The 20,644-nt window shown below is 30.5% G+C and carries 15 protein-coding genes; all 15 read right to left on the minus strand.

From position 1 onward, the window contains the following. Positions 1–592: hypothetical protein (locus tag EDC18_RS13980; protein WP_207669228.1), on the minus strand; the 592-nt coding region annotated here is incomplete at its 3' end. A 100-nt stretch (positions 593–692) separates the two neighbouring features. After that, positions 693–5,993 (minus strand): right-handed parallel beta-helix repeat-containing protein, encoded by a 5,301-nt coding sequence (locus EDC18_RS14810; protein ID WP_243115127.1) that lies wholly within the window; start codon positions 5,991–5,993, stop codon positions 693–695. A 413-nt stretch (positions 5,994–6,406) separates the two neighbouring features. Next, positions 6,407–7,120 carry a hypothetical protein gene (locus EDC18_RS14005; protein ID WP_132254155.1) on the minus strand — a complete coding sequence of 238 codons (714 nt, stop codon included), beginning with the start codon at positions 7,118–7,120 and terminating at the stop codon, positions 6,407–6,409. Between the two features lie 29 nt (positions 7,121–7,149). Beyond that, positions 7,150–8,604, minus strand: a complete 1,455-nt coding sequence (locus tag EDC18_RS14010; protein WP_132254156.1) for a DUF6382 domain-containing protein — start codon at positions 8,602–8,604, stop codon at positions 7,150–7,152. 12 nt (positions 8,605–8,616) lie between these two features. After that, positions 8,617–9,228, minus strand: a complete 612-nt coding sequence (locus tag EDC18_RS14015) for a TadE/TadG family type IV pilus assembly protein (RefSeq protein ID WP_132254158.1) — start codon at positions 9,226–9,228, stop codon at positions 8,617–8,619. Positions 9,229–9,247: 19 nt separating this feature from the next. Further along, a complete protein-coding gene (locus EDC18_RS14020) occupies positions 9,248–9,835 on the minus strand; it encodes a prepilin peptidase (protein WP_165878599.1) in 588 nt (195 codons plus the stop codon). Positions 9,836–9,858: 23 nt separating this feature from the next. Further along, the gene (locus tag EDC18_RS14025) at positions 9,859–11,001 is read right to left on the minus strand and encodes a TadE/TadG family type IV pilus assembly protein (RefSeq protein ID WP_165878600.1); all 1,143 of its coding nucleotides are present in this window, start codon (positions 10,999–11,001) and stop codon (positions 9,859–9,861) included. Positions 11,002–11,083: 82 nt separating this feature from the next. Then, on the minus strand, positions 11,084–14,434 hold the full coding sequence (locus EDC18_RS14030; protein ID WP_132254163.1) for a DUF5702 domain-containing protein: 3,351 nt from the start codon (positions 14,432–14,434) through the stop codon (positions 11,084–11,086). A 27-nt stretch (positions 14,435–14,461) separates the two neighbouring features. Continuing rightward, positions 14,462–14,656 (minus strand): Flp1 family type IVb pilin, encoded by a 195-nt coding sequence (locus EDC18_RS14035; protein ID WP_132254165.1) that lies wholly within the window; start codon positions 14,654–14,656, stop codon positions 14,462–14,464. Between the two features lie 54 nt (positions 14,657–14,710). Then, a complete protein-coding gene (locus EDC18_RS14040) occupies positions 14,711–16,201 on the minus strand; it encodes a type II secretion system F family protein (protein ID WP_132254167.1) in 1,491 nt (496 codons plus the stop codon). 12 nt (positions 16,202–16,213) lie between these two features. Further along, positions 16,214–16,975, minus strand: coding sequence for a type II secretion system F family protein (locus EDC18_RS14045; protein WP_132254169.1), 762 nt, complete (start codon positions 16,973–16,975; stop codon positions 16,214–16,216). Between the two features lie 54 nt (positions 16,976–17,029). Next, positions 17,030–18,256, minus strand: a complete 1,227-nt coding sequence (locus tag EDC18_RS14050; protein ID WP_132254170.1) for a TadA family conjugal transfer-associated ATPase — start codon at positions 18,254–18,256, stop codon at positions 17,030–17,032. Positions 18,257–18,260: 4 nt separating this feature from the next. Then, positions 18,261–19,313 (minus strand): P-loop NTPase family protein, encoded by a 1,053-nt coding sequence (locus EDC18_RS14055; protein WP_132254172.1) that lies wholly within the window; start codon positions 19,311–19,313, stop codon positions 18,261–18,263. 16 nt (positions 19,314–19,329) lie between these two features. Further along, positions 19,330–19,845, minus strand: a complete 516-nt coding sequence (locus tag EDC18_RS14060) for an A24 family peptidase (protein WP_132254173.1) — start codon at positions 19,843–19,845, stop codon at positions 19,330–19,332. A gap of 329 nt (positions 19,846–20,174) precedes the next feature. Next, positions 20,175–20,456 carry a pro-sigmaK processing inhibitor BofA family protein gene (locus EDC18_RS14065; RefSeq protein ID WP_132254175.1) on the minus strand — a complete coding sequence of 94 codons (282 nt, stop codon included), beginning with the start codon at positions 20,454–20,456 and terminating at the stop codon, positions 20,175–20,177. Positions 20,457–20,644 lie beyond the last annotated feature (188 nt).

Genomic DNA, 20,644 nt, shown 5'->3' on the forward strand with positions numbered 1-20,644 from the left:
ACGTTATTACGGAATCTACTCCGCTCCCACCTATTTTTACTGTATATTCTCCATATGGTCCTGTTGTTTTGTATTGGAAGCTAAATTCTCCATTGTTATTGCTTACTGTTTGATCAATGTAATCGAAATCACCATCCGGACATATTACTTTTACTGTAATAGCTTTATTCGCCTCTGCTCCCTTTCCAATTATATTGATTATACCCGTTTCATCTATACTTGATATAACCTCAATATCTGTGGCTATTGGAATCAATGGTTTACTATATTCAAAATAAACTGTTTTAATGGAATCAAATTCACTTCCTCCAATTTTGGCTGTATATTCTCCATATGATCCTGTTATTTTATATTGAAAAATGAAATTACCATTACTATTACTTATAGTTTGATCAATATAATCTATATTTCCCTCTGGATCAATGACTTGTACTGTTATCTCTTTATCTCCTCGTGCCCCACTACCAATAATAGAAACAACCCCTGTTTCATTATCAACCAATATATTTACTTGTATTTCTGTTGCAAAAACATATTGAATACAGAGTGTTGATAATATTAGTGTTAGAAAAAAACTTATTGTTTTTTTCACTTGTCCACTACCCCCTAGTTCATTAATACTTCTGATCATACTTTAATTGTATGTCATAGAAAACTTATTCATTTTCTATGACATACAAAACTGTAAATATTTATTGTAATATTTCTACATTTGATATTGGATTCATATTCTCCATACTGTCCCACATAAATGCCTTAAGAGTATGACCTTCTGTATTCTGAGGTAGTTTAAACCCAGCTTCTAAAACACTATTTTCCCCCGCTTTAGCATTCCATTGAATTCTCACAAAAGTAATCATTGTATTGTTTGAATCGTATAATCCTACTATTAAAGTTGCACTACTTTCTTCATTACTAATATTAGTTATATATGCTTTAACCACTATATCTGTAGCCGGTATTAAAGCATTAACTTCATTACCTAGATTATTTGTAAAATTGATATTATGAATTTCAAACTTACCTTGTGTTGGATCTACCGGATCTACTGGATCCACCGGATCTACTGGATCTACTGGATCTACTGGATCTACTGGATCCACCGGATCTACCGGATCTACTGGATCTACTGGATCTACTGGATCTACTGGATCTACTGGATCTACTGGATCTACTGGATCTACTATTTCATCTTCAATATATTTAATAGTGATTTCTTCAATTGTAATGCTAGAATTGCTTTCTGTACGTATTTGTATAAATGAATTCTCCGTTCCTACTTCTGATTCAACAACAAGTAATCCTATGCCAATTTTTCCAATTTCTTCTTCATAAACTTTTGATGATGCCCCGTGTATTGAATTCGCTTGACCTGTTGTATTATTGTCTACATACACTTGGAATTTTTGAGTAGATGTTCCACCTGTTGCTACAACTTTTATAATAATCTGATAGGGCTTACTTAAATCAAATGCACCACCTGGCGTGCTTGATGCTGTTGTGTTTGAACTTCCTAATGCACCTATAGTCATTCTAGCAGCACTTAAGGTTAAGAGCCCTCCATTTGCTGCAGGCGATCCACCTGTTTTAATATACATTGGCTTTGTTGGATCATTTGGTAATGGCATATAACCAGCTGAAAATAAATTATTAGTAGTAGCGCCATAGAACCCATCTTTAAATATTATAGAAGGATCAACTGGTAACTCTGGCTCATCATCGTCTGGATCTTCATCATTTGGGTCCTCATCATCAGGATCTCCATCATCTGATGGGTCTGGTGGGTTTACTGGCTCCGTAGGCTCTACAATTATCGGAGGCTCAAAACCATCAAGCACACCAACTCCAGCATACTGCAATACTAAATCCTTAGCATCTTCTGCTGAATGTAATACACTACTATAATCATAAGGAATAGTCATTTGAGTCGTTGATTCATATTCACTTACAGGACTATTTATAATCACATTACCGCTTACATGCCAGTATCCCGTACTAGGACTTCCATAAAACCAACCTAAAGGCCCTTTAATTTGGCCTGTAACAGGATCAACTGTTCCTGCACCAGCATTATCAAAGTAATTGTTTTCTACTCTTACTCTAGCACCAACTCTAGAATTAATAGCAGTATCCACTATATCTTTAAAATAATTATTAAACATATGCACTTCTGCATATCTGATTAAAGGCACCCTTGAATTAAGATTAAAGAAATAATTATGATGATATGTTATCTTATCAGGTTTTAAACTCTCATTATCTGTATGACCTACTAACATTGTTTTATTATGATTGTAGAATCTATTCCAAGATACTGTGATATACTCAGAATTTCTTTTAATATCCACCAACCCATCATAATAGTTTTTATCAACATCTAATTCACTATAGAAATCACAATGGTCAATCCATACATTCTTACTGTTTACAGTTATTTCTATGGCTGTAGATGACCCACCTCTAACATGATGCATTGATAAGTTTCTAATAATGATATTATTAGCTCTTGTTAGAGTCATCCCTATACCGTCGAATTCTCCTCTAGTCCCCACACCGATAATAGATAAATTCTCAAGGTCTTTTACATCAATTTTACTACTACCCGAGTTGTCGTGGGTAATTGTACCATCTATATAAATAATCATAGGTGGATCAACCCAAACTTCTCCAGTGCTTTTATCAATTGTACCTCTTTCTTGGTACTTTTTAGCATCGCTTTTAAATTTTAAAAGGGCTTCTAATTCTGCACCTGTAGACGCTGTAACAATTACAGGCTCCACACCATTAATCGCTACATGACCACCTGTTGTACCACCATTTAATGTTGCATAACCTACTAAAGCAAACATGTCATTTGGTAAATCTGGGTTTGTTGGGTCTACTGGGTCAGATGGATCTACTGGATCTACTGGGTCTACTGGATCTGCTGGGTCAGATGGATCTACTGGGTCTACTGGATCTGCTGGGTCAGATGGATCTGCTGGGTCAGATGGATCTACTGGGTCTACTGGATCTGCTGGGTCTACTGGATCTGCTGGGATAAATCCACTACCTTCACCACCAAATACTGCTCCTAAATCTACTCCATCTACACCAATACCTTTAAATTGGCTGTCATCAGCTAATTTTAAGAATGCTCCCATATTAATTGAGCCATCTGGATTTCTAAACAATTCATGAATATTATCCAACTGACTTTGAGCTGGTGGTGTTATACTTACAAATTCATTTGCACTTGGAGCTGGTATCTCTTTTCCTCTTGTCGCACTACTTCCATGCGCTACAGACATTTCATTTTCTACATGATAATATTTTTTAGAATTAAAAAAGATACTATGTGATGCCGTTCCTCTAAATTTATCACTTGCAACTTGGTTAATATCTGTTGTATAAGATAATAAATTAATAAAAATATTGTGTGATGAAGAACTTCTTGCTAAATCAAAATTACTTTTAGCTCCTGCTTTATGAGTACTATTATTAAAACTAGTACAGTTAATCAAGGTTATGGTTCCAGGATTACTATTATCCGTAAATCCGTGAGCTCTATTATTAAATGCCACGCTATTTACTATTAGATGGTCCATTGCCATACTCGAACCACCAAGTTTGAATCCATTTCCACCACTATTAGAACTAAAACGTCCATCCGTTGTCATACCATTATTGAATGCTACACTATTTCTTACAACTACAGAACCGATTGGGCCTGTATCTGTTTTCGTGAAAAAGTCCCATCCATCATCAACATTGTTATATGCTATACAACCATCAAATACATTGCCAGGACCTGTTGTTAATTTAGATGCAAAACCGTCTGCATCTCCATAATTATCTGGGTCTGCATTATTAAATGCTGTTGTATTTAATATTAGATTATAAGAAGGCCAATCTTCTATATTTGCTAATGTTGAGTTGCGTCGACCTAACTGAATCCCCGTATCTCTATTGGCATTCGCTATACATAAATCTATAATATTATAATTACCTGCAATAAATAGTCCATTATCTGCTGAACCATAGAATTCTACACCTTTTACGTACCAATAATTACCATTTATTTGAAGCCCTCTTGGATTGACACTTGGTGTGCTTGCATTATAAGCTTGTGATGAAAAATCTAAAACTGGTTTTTCACCATTATATGCAACAATTGATTTCATAGCATTTCTTTGACCATTATTGCCATGCTCAATGGTTATTTGGTAATCATATTCATATCTTCCACCACGCATAAAAATTGTCTCACCTGGAGCAACTTTTGTTAGTGCTTCCGTGAAAGGCATTGGATTATCAATTGTTCCTGGTGCACCTGCTACTCCATTAGGCGCAACAAAAATTGCTTTATCAGGATCAATATTAGGTACATCTGGAATCATTGGAATACTTGGCTCATCTGGTGTCGTCGGATCGTCAGGATTCGTTGGCTCATCTGGGTTTGTTGGGTCATCAGGATTCGTTGGCTCATCTGGGTTTGTTGGGTCATCAGGATTCGTTGGCTCATCTGGGTTTGTTGGGCCACCTTCTAATTCAACTAAACTTTGTACTATTATGTCGTCAATTGTTACAAATCCTTCGTTTTCTACTCTCAATCCAATAAAGGATTCCGTTGTACCTATGGAAGATTCTATAACCAATTGACCTAGCACCATATTTGATAGAGTACTATCAAATATTCTAGATGCTCCCTCATGAATGGAATTTGACATTCCCGTTGTATTGTTATCTACATATACTTGAAATTTCTTTCCTAAGTTACCTGAAATTCCTGATACATTTATTATAATTTTATATGGTTTGCTTAAATCAAATACTCCCCCTGGTGTAAATGATGAAGTTGTATTTTGTGTAGATAATGCTCCTATTGTCATTCTAGCATTGCCAATTGTTAACTTTCCATCATTTACTTGTGGATGTCCACCTGTTTTTAAATACATAGCTTTTGTTGAGTCATTTGGCAATGATTTATAAGCCGCTGTAAATAAACTATTGGAATCAGCACCCTCAAAATCATCCTCAAAAAACACTTTAAAATTAACTGGCTCGTCTGGATCTGTTGGCTCGTCTGGATCTGTTGGCTCGTCTGGATCTGTTGGCTCGTCTGGATCTGTTGGCTCGTCTGGATCTGTTGGCTCATCTGGATCTGTTGGCTCGTCTGGATTTGTTGGCTCATCTGGATCTGTTGGCTCGTCTGGATTTGTTGGCTCATCTGGATCTGTTGGCTCGTTTGGATCTGTTGGCTCGTCTGGATCTGTTGGCTCGTCTGGATTTGTTGGCTCATCTGGATCTGTTGGCTCGTTTGGATCTGTTGGCTCGTCTGGATCTGTTGGCTCGTTTGGATCTGTTGGCTCGTCTGGCACTTCAAATTCTACTAAACTTTCTATAATTACTTCTTCGATTTGAATCATTCCATCAGATTCACATCGCAGTTTAATAAAAGATGTGTTTGTGCCAATACTTGGTTCTATAATTATAGTTCCTGCATTTATATCACTAAGTTTTTGTTGCAATACTCTTGAAGCATTTCCATGTATTGAATTACCTTGAGATGTTGTATTGTTATCAATATAAACTTGAAAGTTTTTAGCTAGGTTACCACTTACACCAGCTACTTTTATAATAATTCTATATGGTTGGCTTAGATCAAAAACACCACCTGGTGTAGTGCTTGATGTGGTATCTGTACTATCTAAAGATCCTATAACAAATCTTCCACCACTGCTAGGGCCTATCTCTAAGAACCCTTGTTGACTAACATTTATTGTTCCACCTTTTCTAATATACATCGGCGTAGTTTCGTCATTGGGCAAAGATCTATAAGCGGCTGTTAATATATTTTCAGATGTTGCTCCCTCAAAATTTTCCCCAAAAATTTTTTTATTGATTGGATTATCATATGTACTTGCTTTAATAATACTTGGCAAATTCATTCCAACCATTGAAAATACAAGTACCATAGTAAATAAAAAATTAAATACTCTCGATTTCCTCATTCAATTCCCCTCCACAATCTCTCTTAATTTTTCTAGTCGTAACTAAGTAAACTTTCCTACCTTAAACGCCTACCCCCTTTTTAATATAACTATTATTACCATTACAATGCCCTCTCACAAAAATGCATTGTAATATTTGCAAAATTTTGATAACAGCTATATAATATTCAGATATTTTGTTGTGTAACATTACTAAATAATTATACTCTCTCACCTCATTATATGTCTATTGTTCATCATATATTAAATTATTTTTTGCTACAATGTATATTATTTTAAGCATATTGCACGTTGAAATAAAAATCACTTATATAAAATATACAATTATTATGTCGTTATTGACTATTTTGAATAATTAGTATTTAGTCAAAAAAAGGCGAATCTTGTAAACAGATTCACCTTTTTAAATAGTTTTAATGTATGTTTATTATTAATTCTATCCTCTTCTCGCCTTTTATTTCCTCATATACTATTACTGTTATTTTTCTAATAGCGGTATCTTCATCTACATAAAAATCAATCTCTACTATACTATTACCTATACCCTTGGTTATATCATGTAAATTATTTACATCCACCACTTTATAAAGTAAATCATTTATGAATATTTTAGCTCCATAATTATTTATCCACATTTTATAGGTTTTATTATGTATGTTTGTAACAGTTATTGATTCTCTTCCTTTATAATTTAACTTAGGCATATTATTAAAAATATCTTCTATACTATATTCCTTATTTTCATTAACAAAATTATAATAAATAGGTTCATCTAATATATATGGCAGTTCTATTACCAGAGTCCCTGATTTGTAAGAATACGTTCCTTGCAATATATTTAAATCTACAACGCCTAAATTTATATCAAAAGTTCCCTTCTGTTCATTAGCAAGCAAATCTGTCTTTAGTGTACCTTCTATAGCTATTTTTCCTAGTAGGTCATCATAAGTATTTACAAATCCTTCGTAATGAATTTCTATTTCTTCATTATTTAATAATGTTCTTATACCCTCTTTTAATACCTCATTACCATTAATATTTATTATTCCTTTTCCGTTTGTTGCTACAATTAATATTAAAAATAAGGTTATGAACAAACAACTGTTAATACACTTAAGCTTTACCATCCTATATACATCCACCTCTACTTCATAAATTAAATATTATTAAATGTAACTTTAATATTACAGAATTTTATTTCATCTCCATTGTTAAGCAAGTATTCCTTTTGGCTATCTAGTCTCATTCCATTTAGAAAGGTTCCATTTCGGGAGTTGATGTCTATAATATAATAACTATTGTTATTATAAATAATTTTTGCATGCAACCTGCTTATGGTGTCACTATCAATAACGTAATCAACTTGACCTTTTAACTTTCCTATTAAGAAAGGAAAAACATTAATATTAATTTCTTCAATGAAATTTCCTTTGCTATAAGATAAACTAGCTTTTCGATCATTCACTTCTTCATTTAGTAACATTGTTCCTTCTTCTTGAGGATTATTACTTAGCAACACTGTTCCTTCATCCTCATTCTTAACTTTTTCTACTATTGGAAGATGCATAGGTTCATCATTTATACTTGGTAAATTTTTATTATCATACATAGATTGCCTCTCCAAAGTAATACAAGAATAATTAATGGATGATGGAATAGGCACCTCTTTCTCAACTTGAACGATTTTTACTATTTTGTTTTTTGAATTAAATATTTTAGTAAGCATATATAAATCAATAACAATTAAAATCACAAAGAATGCTACTAAGTTAACCACATCCAACTCCTTTGTAACACTATCAACAAAGACTTTTCTTGAGACCGTTAAATACATTAATAAAAGCATTAGAACTTGAATAAAGACGGCTATAATTTTATATTTTGTGGAAAATTTAAGAATTTCTTTGTCTTCCTTTACTCTTTCTCTTTTAATAGGCGCCCTACTAACTACTTTACTTTTTGCAATAGAACTCTCTGCTACTTTTTCCCTCAATTCTACCTTTTCCTCATTATTATCTCTTATTGTTATTTCCGATTTTTCATTTTTTTGATAGAGTATGTTTTTTAGATCTTTAAATGTAAAATCATCCTTTTTCGTTTTCTTATATAACCTATGTATTAGAAGAACTGCATCACTATCTTTTTCAGATGCATTGTTCATTAAGTATTCTATTAAATCCTTTAACTTGTCCATCATATTTTCTTCTATTTGAGCTTGAGGTAAATAACAAAAATAAGGTTCAAAACTAGAAATATTAATATATATATATTCTGGACAAATTAAATAATTGTTTTCATCAAGAAGATAGTTGCATCCATTTTCTACTGTGTCTATAATTCTTTCTAATAATTTTTTTATTTCCTTGGATGTTAATTCTCTTTTGGTTAGTATATCCCTTAAAGACTGTTTAGAAGTTATGTCATAATGCAACTTCACATCTTCATTATGACATACTAAATTAAACTCTAATAAATTGGTTATGGAATTATTTAATAACATTTTTAGTTGGTAATCTTCTTCTTGAAAGTTATTTATGTTCCCACTAAACAACATATAATTTTTATGTATGTCCCTATCAAAACTTAATTTGTATTGAGAGATAGCATTCATTTCATTCACCCCTTAAAATTGATTTTTAATCTGACTTAAGACATCATTATATTTTTCTACCAATCCATCAAATATTGTATAATTGTTTAATACATACTCTATTAAATTTACAGTTCTAATGAATTCTTGCTGATCTGGTAAAATAGCTTTTGAAGATACTTGTATATGTATTGTTTTGCCTCCGTTAAGTATTTGGGAAATAAAATTAAAAGGCGTTCTAAATTCTGCTATTGCGTCTACTTTTAGATATTTATTTAAGCCCTTGCTTTCAATTTCAGTGTATACTGTTATGTCTTTAGCTTGTACTTGAAATAACTTGTTTTTTATCTGATTATTAAAGTGACTTTTTAAATCCCCTCTTCGATGATTTAAATTTGTGTTTCGCCAGTATATAAAACGGTTATTTATATTTTCATAATTTATATTCATTGTATTCATATCCACATCTATGTACTTTAAAGACTGAGCACCTTTCATAGCTGTATTATTTGCAACACTTTGCAAATAAGTCATATCGTGCAAATAAAAAGTCATATAAATAAGCGTTATTATGGTTATTATGATTATTGGCATAATAAATGCTGCTTCGATAGTAAAACTTCCTTCTAATTTATCCCCTTGCATTTTTTCACCCTTTTAACTTTTATAGTAGATACATAATCATTGATGCTATAAACAAAAACGGAACGAAAGGAATTTTTGTTTTTCTACTTTTCCTTTTAATTATCAATAAATAACCGCTATAACACGCAGATATAATCAATCCATAAGAAAGAATTGCAAGGGTCATTTGCCAACCTACCAATATACCAATAGCCATAACCACTAACCCATCCCCTTGACCTATGGCATTCCTTGTTATAACCCCAAGAATCATCAAAGATACCCCTATTCCCCCGCCAACAAGGCTCTCTATTAATGTTACATTAGGATTTATCCATACCAACACAAACCCCATTATGATTGTTAACAAAAGATAATTCATTGGTACCTCTTTATTTTTTATATCTTTAATACTTACTATGAGCAAAAAGGTAATACATAATAGTGTCATAAGAAAAAAATGATTTATTCCATATAGAAAATACAAACGGTATATTAAACTTGATATTATTAAAATGGTTGTAACCATTCTTGGAATAGTCACTTTGTAATGTTGATCTAGTTCTATTTGGCATAGAATTACTAATGCATTTAATACAATTATTACTAGTAACAGGTATATATTCACAAGGCTTCCCTCATTCCCCTTCATTAGTTCGCACACGTCTTACATTCTCTAGGATTTACTAATTCTTCAAGCGGCAAGTAAGATATGGTTCTATTAATAGTAAAACAATTTTCATCCATATGATAAACACGACCACCATTTGTTACATATACAATATCTTCATCAGATACTTCATCTTCATCTGCACATACATTACAAGGATCTCGTTCTTTAACTTCTTTAAACGCTGTAACTATTATTTGTATATTTATGTATCTACATAATTCATTGGTATGGTATATGGTTTCTAATTCGTTTTCAATGGCACTTTTAGATACATATACCCTAAATACTTCTTCTAAATTATCATCCTCTATATTATTCTCGTAATTATAACCGGTCCACGCTCTTACTTTAACTCTTTGGATGAGATTAATATTATTTATAATCTTTATTGGTATTGGTAGTTCCAGTTTATACGTAACCACTAAATCTATGTGATCATTTTCTAACATAAATTGGGAATTAGAAAAATTCAAACCTTTAAATCCATTTACTACATAATAGTTTTTTAAACTATCATCATTGATATAACTTTTAAATATTGTCTTAGCACTCTGCATCCCAATAGTGTTAATTATATATTCAAAACCATCTTTTTTTCCATATGCTAAAACTTCATCTTTATGATTTAATATTATATTTATTCCTTGTCCAAGATTTGTTATATTGCTTATTAAATTACTTACTGTCCCCTTTATTTCACTCATTATTTGAGTAACTTGGGAACTATAATTATTAATAAGGCCAGACAAATCATCTGCACCATTTAATTCATTGATGCTTCCAGGTTCTTCTGCTGCTTCGCCTAAGTTCCATATGTTATGTATGTCATAAAATATATCAATCCCACTTTCGATAATGCCATATACATCTTCTTTTATATCTTCCGATTCTTTACTATATTTTTTATAAGCTTGTTGTTGTAGATCTTTTAATTCAACTTTATCATAAGCATATGCATAGGTTGCTAAATGGGTAGCTGTTTGGTCTAGGGCATGTTGTATATTTTCTTGTATATAGATAACCTTAATGAAATAACTAATAAATAGTATGGCAAATATAAATATTGGCAGTACCAGGGCCGCTTCCACAGTGAGGGAGCCTTTATTTAGTTTTTGTTTCATATTCAACATTCTCCCTTTTACATTAATCTTACCCTTTCATTGAAACCTTGTGCCCGCAACGTAGGGGAGGCATGTTACAAAGTTAATAGGATTGTGAATAATTCACTGTTATTGTATGTTTTTGACTTCCAAAATTCTTTATACCACTTGGCATAAAGGGCAAGTTAAAAAACAAATAATCCATTTCTACTATTACTTTTGCATCAAAGGAAAATATTTGTTGCCTTAATAAAAAATCGTCCCCTCGAATAGCATACATATTCATTTGAATACAATCCATAGTTCGCAAGAGTTTATCCCTCTCATTTACATTAAATAATAAAAACAATCTTAAGTAATCTTCATAAGAAAATTTTATATTTATTTTTCCTAATAATTCTTTCTCTCCATTTGTCGCAATGTTTTTTTTCACTGAATCTGTAATATTAATTCCTAATTTATTTTTAATTTCTTTGTTTAAGTCATCAATTACATCTTTTGCAAAACTTCCTGCTTTTTCTCCAACACTACTTATTTGTGTATTGATCATACCTTTTATATCTTCCATCGTTGATGTAATGGCACTTTCAATACTTTTTGCTATATGATTTTTAGATTGTTCTATCATCAAGTCTAATTCATTATATATATCATTTTTAAAGTTCAATAAATGGATGACACTATAATCTAATAAACCATTTTTATTCTCATTTATACTACTTATAATGTCTTTAACCAAATCACTGCCATTGTCATCATAAATAATTTCTAAATCAATATTGGGCATCTCCGTATTATTGACTAATGCCAAAATATGTGTATCTATAATCTCATCTACTTGTCTATCTATAAAGTCCTTCGCCTCTTCTCCCATTCTGTAGCCATCATCAAAAATACCAGCTATTGTGCTAGTTGCATATTCTTTTAATTCATCATCTAAGTAGGTACTAAATTCATCTACTAAGTCTATTGCTTTTTCTATTGTCTTATCCGTTGTTTGGTTTACAATTTCTGTAGCCTTATTGGTTACTAAGTCTAAGGCAAAACTTTTTATACCTCTTTCATCTAAAACCCAATCATTTCTTGTTTTGATGAATGCAACAGACTTTCCTTGAAGTAATAACATTAAATCAATATAAGATTCCGCATAACTCCAAGCACACATAATCAGAAATTGTGCAATATAAATTAAAAATCCTAATGGCGTCCAACCTATTATGGCTGTAGCCATATTTAAAGTCATCTGCCTTTTAACAGGGTCTGATAATACATGTATTAAATTTAATCCAAAACGCACACCAATAATTTTACTTGAAACGCTCTTTAAATTTAATACTTCATCTAAATTACCTTCAATAATATACTCAACTTCATAGTCTAAATAATGATTACTCATATCATAATTTTTTAAACTTAGGTTATCTGCATCTTCTAAATGATTTATTGCTGACTGAAAATTACCAACGATGTACTCATTCACAAGGAGGTCTTTAGGCATCTCCCTTATCTTACTACTTATTCCAGAGCTATACCCCTTTAACATGTCTAGCACCTGCGAAGTAAACTTAGTGTTTTTAAAGCTAATATTTTCATTGTTAATTTCTATCCCAGAGGCCACCCCTGATGGGAGTTTATCCACTTCAATTAATTTCATTTCATCAGCTGTTAAGTCAATAGCCTCTAAGATTTTATCTTTATTGGTAATGTTATCATTACTTCTTGGATCACTTGCTCTTGCCTCTTTGTCTATTTTATTAAAATTAAAATCACTGTAATCGAATTGAAGGTATCTATCACTGTCTTTGCCATATTCATTAAAATGTTCAATGTAATTTTTTAGTTCCCTTACATATTTAATATTGTTAATTTCTGATTCCCAGTTCTGAACTAGTGTATTTCTAGCAACTATTTCTTCTGCTCTAATATCTATTTCATTAAAAAATTCATCTGATTTATAAAAATTCAACTCTCGTATTTTATCTTGATTTAATAGGTTTAAATTATAATTTAATATTTCTTCCATTGCAGCTATATTATTAAATGTATTTAATGGCATACTGTTATTTTCTATTTGTAATTGGCTTTTTAACTCTTTTATATCTTTTTTCAGTGCATCATATGTTTCTTCAATTAGTTCATCTTTGTTATTGTCTAACTCTATTTCATAATCTATTATTTCTATTTGCAAATCAATTATATTATTATTTATACTTCCTATTTCTTGCAATGCTTCATCATTTATGTTCCGTATCCTGAAAAGAACATTGGTTATTTTATCAAGTTCTTCTATGACATTATCAGTACCCTTTTCAAAGATCTTTTCTTCTTCCAATATTCTTCTATCTATACGATCTATTTCATCATGATTTTTACTTATATCTGATTCCAAATCTTTAATATCTTCTTTATAATTTTCTACTATATCTTCTAACTCTCCTATTTGTTGCATGGTTACTTTATAATTCTCATCTTCCATCTCTAATTCATCTAAAACATCCCATAAATCATTTAGATTTTTTTCTTCCATACGTTTTTCTTCTTCTATGTTAGTAATCTCTTCTTCTTTACGAGATATTTCTCTTTGGAGATTTCCTATATCTCTTTTTAAATTATAATAGTTTGTTTTCCCTTGTAAGAGATTTTGAATTTCTGAATATAATCCTTCATTACCAATTTGATACAGTTCCCCTTTAAAGGATTCATTGATTTGAGGGTTGTTTGTTATAGTATCCCATGATATATAATTTGAATTAAGTTTTTTTACATAATAAGGCGCAATACTCACTTTGTTATTATAGAAATCTATTGAATTATGTATAAATTCTATGCCATCTATCAATTCCATTAATCTTATGTAAGTTTTCCCTACTTGTTCTACTTTGGTATCTAACTCCGCTTTATTTTGTATAACTTCTGCTGTTTTTGACGCCTTACTCACTAGATTAAGCTTGCCTAAAAATTCCTCAACAACAATACCTGGTCCTCTAAACTTCATATCTTCGAGTATTTGGTATTTGAATATTTCTGTATTCTTGTCTACTATACTTGTAAGATTATATATTTCTATGTCTTTTACATTCAGTCCATATAAGTCCAAGTAGTTCCCATTATTTATACTGTTGTTTATTAAAGAGAAGAAAACATTACTCTCTTTAAGATCTTTTTGGGGTTGAAATGAATGCTGTAAATAGTAATTTACCCTATCTGACATTAATGAAGTGTCTATCTCATTACTGCCGTATGTAGCATCTAAGGTTATAATGCCATATTCATCTAATAAATTAGAATCAAATTCTGCTAAAACAGAATGCATTGCCGAATTTAGACTTCTCTCTATATGAAGTCTTGCAATGTGAATTCTAGTTGTTTCTACTGTTGTAGCAACTATAGCCAACAACAACACGATTATTAAACTTAGGAAGACAGTAATAGACCCTTCTTGTTTACTATTCACAGCATATTCCCCTTTTTTACAATTTCTTTATTCGAAATCAATCTCAATATCACTTATTACTTCATTTGAATTACGTGTAATTGAATTAAATGCCCTTTGAAGAATATCTGTAATTTGAGTTCTAAATATGGCTACAAGCCCAATTAAAATAACTAAAATTAAAATAATCTCAACAATTCCTATCCCATCCTCTTCATACCAAAACCTCTTTATTAAATTCATTAAAATTCCTCCTTAATATATTAATCATCATCCATTAATACAAATGATGTATTTTTACATACTCATTGACATTAATGCAGGCACCATTATAATCACAATGACAATCAATAACATCATCATCATTGGTAGTAAAAGTTTGGTACTGGCTTGTTCTCCAAGGAGCTTTGCCACTTCTTTTCTCTTACCCCAAGCCTCTTCTCCTTGTTCATTTAACGCTTCTATAAGAGTGCTTGTCCCTTTTCTAATATTTTGAATGATTATAGAGCTGAACTTCATAAGTTCTGGCAACTTACATCTTCTTCCAAACCGTTCATAGGCTCTTAACTCAGATTGTCCACCTTGTATTTCTAAATACGCGACAATGGCCTCTTCATACAAATACCTATACGCCATCTCTTGCTTTTGATTTCTATAATCATTTATTAACTTTTCCCAGGCTTTTGATACTGTCATTCCAGCACTTATTAGTAAGGATAACTTGCTAATAAACTCTGGAAAATCCAATCTTATTTGCTGGTTGCGTTCCTCAACTTTTTTCTTTAAATCTTCTTCTTTTGCAAAATATATTACAACCGAGACAAATAAACCTACCATTAAAATTTTTAGAGCCATACTATCTTTTGGCTCAGCCCAAACTAATTGAACTTCCCCATCACCTATCTCCGAAGGCAATACAACCTCTGAATTCTCCAAACCTTCTTTATTCAATTCATCTAACATTCTATTTAGATTGCTTTCCAACAATTCTTTTTGGCTGATTACCCTAGGCCATACTTGTACTATTAAATTATGTTTTAATTGAATATCACCATAGACTAATGTTGGCAACAAACTTACATATATACCTTCTTCAGTAATATCCTTAAAATCAATCATTCCATTAGAATCTATTATTTCTGGATGGGATGATTCCCAATTAACTTTTATTTGCGTACCAGGAATTTCTTTTATGAGTTTTAAAGGATATTGGACATTGTTCAACGATTCATTTTCTCCCAATATATAGACCTTTAAGTATTCCAAACTATTTTCTAATAGTCTCAGAGCTTGTTCTGTTGTAAGACTTTTAGGCTCAACCATTACTTCTATTGATTCATTAAGTATTTCATTTTCAGTTTTTATGGTTAAGTCTAATTCATAAGATGTAGCACCTTGATTGTATCCAGGCCTTAACAAAGTATTTCCTTCAATTAAATATGTATTTTGATAATCACTATATCCAATCACTAACCCTAAAAAGCTAAAAGAAAATAATATAAGTATTATTAACGAAATTTTATCTGCCACATATAACCTTAATTTATAGGCCGATATTTTTTCCCCATATAACATTGCTAATTGTTGTTTGATTTTATAATCTCTCGTTGTAAGGTGCTTTATTTTAAAAACTTTATCCATTAGAAATAAACTAGTAGGCATTATTTGATACAATTTATATTCCTTTTTGTCAAGAACATCTATATCTTCTTTTTCATAATTTCTTGTAACAATAATTAATACAACGATACTTAGTAGCAAAGCCACACTTATCATTATTCCTATCATTTTCAGACCCCTTTAAACTTCTATTTCCATAATCTTTTTTGACAATACCCAGCTCAACAAATAAACCATTAAACAAATTGTCATTGTAATCATTCCACCCAAAGTATTGTACATAACATCTAAAAATCCTGGAGATGATACCCAAAGATAAAGTATGATTCCAAAGGGTATGAGACACATAATTTTTTGCTCAAATTTTTTACTTGAGATTACTATGTTAATTTCTCTTTTAATCTCTATTTTTTCTACAATAACTCTTGATGTATTTCTAATGACTTTTATAATATCACCACCTGTTTTTTTACAAGTGATAAAAACATCTGCAAAGTTTTCTATATCCTCTACTCCTGACCGATTAGCAAAATCATATAATAAATTCTCTACAGGAATGTTAACATCAATTTGTCTAACAATGTATTCTAGTTCTTTTAAAATGGGTGTGTTCTGATTAATATAGATCAAAGATAAATCTCTATAAGCTTCTTTAAAGGACATTTCAACTGAGTATCCCGCATTTAATGCAGATGATATTGCATAAATAGCATCTTTAAATTGAGTATTAAGTTCATTTTTTTGTTTGCTTAATAACTCTTTTTTTCTTTCCTTTACTATATAATAACTTAAGGGAGTAAATATAAAGCCTAAAATAATACGGTTGTAAAATAATATGCCAATCATAATAATCCCAATAATGCTTATAGAATAATAAAAGAAGTACTCCTTTATTGACATAGAATACCTATTATAATTTGTTTTTCTTTCTATTTTAGTCACTTCTACACCTCACTTAAAAGGTCATTGCCTCCTAAACTACATTTGCATTAAGCATTATAAATTCATATTTAATCCTGCCATTTGAAGTTTTTGTTTATTTACCATTTCTTTATCTGTTCTTTCCAAAACACCCTCTATTTTGCCTTCAGGTGTTTCTTTGATTTCTCTGAACTTATATAAGGCATTAATTTTTATTTCGTTATTTTCATAATGAAGTACTTCTACTATTTCAAGTACCCTTCTTGATTTATCTCTAATTCTTCCTAAATAAACGATAATATCTATGGCAGATGCGATCTGTTGCCTAATGGCTTCTAGTGGAATAACGGCTCCTGTTAAAACCATAGTTTCCAATCTCGTCAGCATATCTTTTGTTGAATTGGCATGACCTGTTGATATAGAACCATCGTGTCCTGTATTCATGGCTTGTAGCATATCCAAAGCTTCTGCCCCTCTAACTTCTCCAACTACAATTCTATCTGGCCTCATACGTAGAGATGATTTTATTAAATCTCTTATAGTAATGGCATTTTTCCCTTCTATATTTGCATTTCTTGTTTCTAACTTTATTAAATTCTCAACGGATTTTATTTGCAACTCTGCAGAATCTTCAATAGTTATAATACGTTCATCTTCAGGTATATAATTAGACAATACATTTAGAAAAGTTGTTTTACCTGATCCTGTTCCACCACAAATAAATATATTGTATTTGGCTTTTACTAGGCATTCTAAAAACTTTGCAGCATCATTTGTTATAGCATTCCATTCTATTAGCTGTTCCATGGTAATTGGTTTTTCGGGGAATTTTCTGATTGTTAGAATTGGTCCATTTAGCGCTACAGGAGGTAATACGACATTGATTCTAGATCCATCTTGTAATCTTGCATCTACAATTGGAGAGGCTTCATTAACAACACGATTAACTTTTGATACAATTTGTTGAATGACATCTTCTAGCTTTTCCTTACTTTCGAAAACTTTGTTCCATTTTGTTATGTATCCATTCTTCTCAATAAAAATACACTGTGGTCCATTGATCATTATTTCAGTTATTGTAGGGTCTTCTATTAATTCTTGAATAATATCTAATCTTCTAATTGCGTTAAATAAATTTTTACTAATGATTTCTCTTTGGTTTAAACTTAAAAATTTTTCTTTGCATTTTTCAATAATAATGCTGTCTATAATGGTTTGTATCTCACCATCATCCATATCTTTGGTTAAATCAATTCTGTCTAGTACCTGTTCTTTTAATTCATTTAAAACATCAGCATCCATACTATCAACCAACCTGTAATTTTTTTATTATTTTATTTACTACTTGTCCATACTCAGAATCATAATGAATATGCCTTTCATTTATCTCTTCTTCATAGGGCAAAGTAAAATCTATATTATCTTCTACAAATATTTTGTTACATGAAGTCTGATGGTTCAAAACAATGGTAGTATTTATAAACAAATCATCTCTCTGCAGCAGCATTATAGACTCCATCCAACTATTAAACTTCTGGCTAGAGGCATTATCAGGTAAGGATATAAGTATTTTTTCATCACACAAACTTATTAAATCTAAGGTATATGAATAAATAGAATTACCAAAATTTATAACAACCACATCATAGTCAGACTCCTTTTTAAGTATCTCTATAAGCAATTGCCATTCCTCTAATTTTGTATCTAATAAGTCTACATAACATCTAACAGGAAATATATAATCGAATCCATTTATCTTCTCCACTATATTTTTTATGTTTAATAAAACATTGGGGGTTTTCTGCCTAATATAGTAAAGTAAATCAGACAGGGTATATTCACTGCTTTTTAAATTAGAATTTATTACGCTGTTTAATTCTTCAAGATTAATACACAATACTTTTTTGTTTTCACTTAATAATCCACAAATCCCAAAGGATAATGTGGTTTTTCCACTTCTTCCTATAGGTGAGTAAACGCCTACTATTTTAGTTGTATTATTATTGTTAATTACTGTATCTTCACTAACCTCAGAGTATAAACTCATCACCTTAGTTAATATTTTATTCACACCTTGATATTTATAAATAACTGGCAGTTCTTTTACCCAATTAGGTTTATTCCCTTCAGAAAAAATAATTACCAATTTAACATTTTCATAACTTATATCAGAATCATACATTTCAGGAGTTAAGAGTAATACATCAATATTATTTTCTATGATATGCTTAGATAATATACTCTTATCTGAAAATCCTCTCGAATTAAAGGGTTGCTCTTTTTGAGTATTTATGTATTTTATTAACTTCGTGTTGAACAAAGTATCTTTATCACCTAAAACTAAATTGTATATTTTCAAATATCTTCACTCCATTTCACATAAGTGTTATTATTTTAATTAGCACGCCCATGGTTATGGCATAGGAAAAATGCATCACTGGTTCAAGTCCATCTCTTTTTTTATCATAATAGACACCAAGCCTTTTGGTTATAAAAACAGAAGTTATATACGTCATAAAATACTTGAGTCTATTTAATAATAACCTTCTTCTAATTAGAATAACAAATGCTAATATTCCACCAAACACAAAAGAATACAACATAACATATAAGACAAATTCAAATCCCATTAACGCACCAATTGTAGCAAATAATTTTACATCCCCAGCCCCTAACATATTAAGGGCAAATAAAACAAATAGAAAAGTAATAGGAAGAATAAATCCTAAGAATGAGTCTGTAAACCCCTTCAATCCATTTTGAACAGAATTGAGGAAAAATCCAAACAAACTTCCTATGAATAAAATTTTATTATTGATCTTATATGATTTTTTATCTGTAATAACAGAAATAATTAATATTATGATCAAATTTATATAGGCAATAGTCAATGCTTTACCTCCTCTTGCAGTAAATCACTGTTAATTTAATGTTGTTGTGTTAAAAATCAATTAATATTATTCAACATTGATTTGTGTTGGTTAATTATTAAAATAATTTATTAATTTATATTATATGTTGTTTTCATACAAAAGTCCACATTTTATTCCATTATTGTGCATATTATATTATTTATTTTTATTTTTGTATATTTATTACGCTATTATTTGTGTAAATTTTACAATACTCATTTTATTTAACTCTCTACATCTCATAGTAAATAAAAAAAAAGCATAGAAATATTGGACTTTATTATATGTCCGCATTTCCTATACTTTTATTATTTGAATAAATTATGATAAATAACAAGTAAATATAATAAAACAAAACCAGGCAATCCTAAAACACCTATTGTTAAGGCATTTCCAACGTTTAGACCTAATTCAACGTTCACTCTTAGGGATTCGAGTAGTTCATTCATTAAGTATATACCAACTAGACCTACAACACTTTTTAGAAAAAAGTTTACAACTAAATGTGTTTTTTTGACCACTATAGAAATTCCCATTATTAATAAACAACCTATAATTATAATTAGTAAAACTTGGCTATCTGTTAACATTCTACTCCCAACTTTTTAATACAAGTCTTATTTAATTATATACTTACTTGTACAAAGTTATGAATAAAATTTTTAAAGAACTACAAGGAAAAGCGGTTCTATAATAAATGTTGGGGTGTAAAAACCTCAACATTATTTTTTTGTAAAAAAATAATGCACTTATCCTCAATTCCCTTTAACATGTTAAT

It is taken from the genome of Natranaerovirga pectinivora (assembly GCF_004342165.1).
Classification (GTDB): Bacteria; Bacillota; Clostridia; order Lachnospirales; family DSM-24629; genus Natranaerovirga; species Natranaerovirga pectinivora.

Coding starts and splice junctions, on each gene's coding strand:
- EDC18_RS14810 (WP_243115127.1), bottom strand. CDS start 5,993: ATGAGGAAATCGAGAGTATTTAATTTTTTATTTACTATGGTACTTGTA.
- EDC18_RS14005 (WP_132254155.1), bottom strand. CDS start 7,120: ATGGTAAAGCTTAAGTGTATTAACAGTTGTTTGTTCATAACCTTATTT.
- EDC18_RS14010 (WP_132254156.1), bottom strand. CDS start 8,604: ATGAATGCTATCTCTCAATACAAATTAAGTTTTGATAGGGACATACAT.
- EDC18_RS14015 (WP_132254158.1), bottom strand. CDS start 9,228: ATGCAAGGGGATAAATTAGAAGGAAGTTTTACTATCGAAGCAGCATTT.
- EDC18_RS14025 (WP_165878600.1), bottom strand. CDS start 11,001: ATGAAACAAAAACTAAATAAAGGCTCCCTCACTGTGGAAGCGGCCCTG.
- EDC18_RS14035 (WP_132254165.1), bottom strand. CDS start 14,656: ATGAATTTAATAAAGAGGTTTTGGTATGAAGAGGATGGGATAGGAATT.
- EDC18_RS14040 (WP_132254167.1), bottom strand. CDS start 16,201: ATGATAGGAATAATGATAAGTGTGGCTTTGCTACTAAGTATCGTTGTA.
- EDC18_RS14050 (WP_132254170.1), bottom strand. CDS start 18,256: ATGGATGCTGATGTTTTAAATGAATTAAAAGAACAGGTACTAGACAGA.
- EDC18_RS14065 (WP_132254175.1), bottom strand. CDS start 20,456: ATGTTAACAGATAGCCAAGTTTTACTAATTATAATTATAGGTTGTTTA.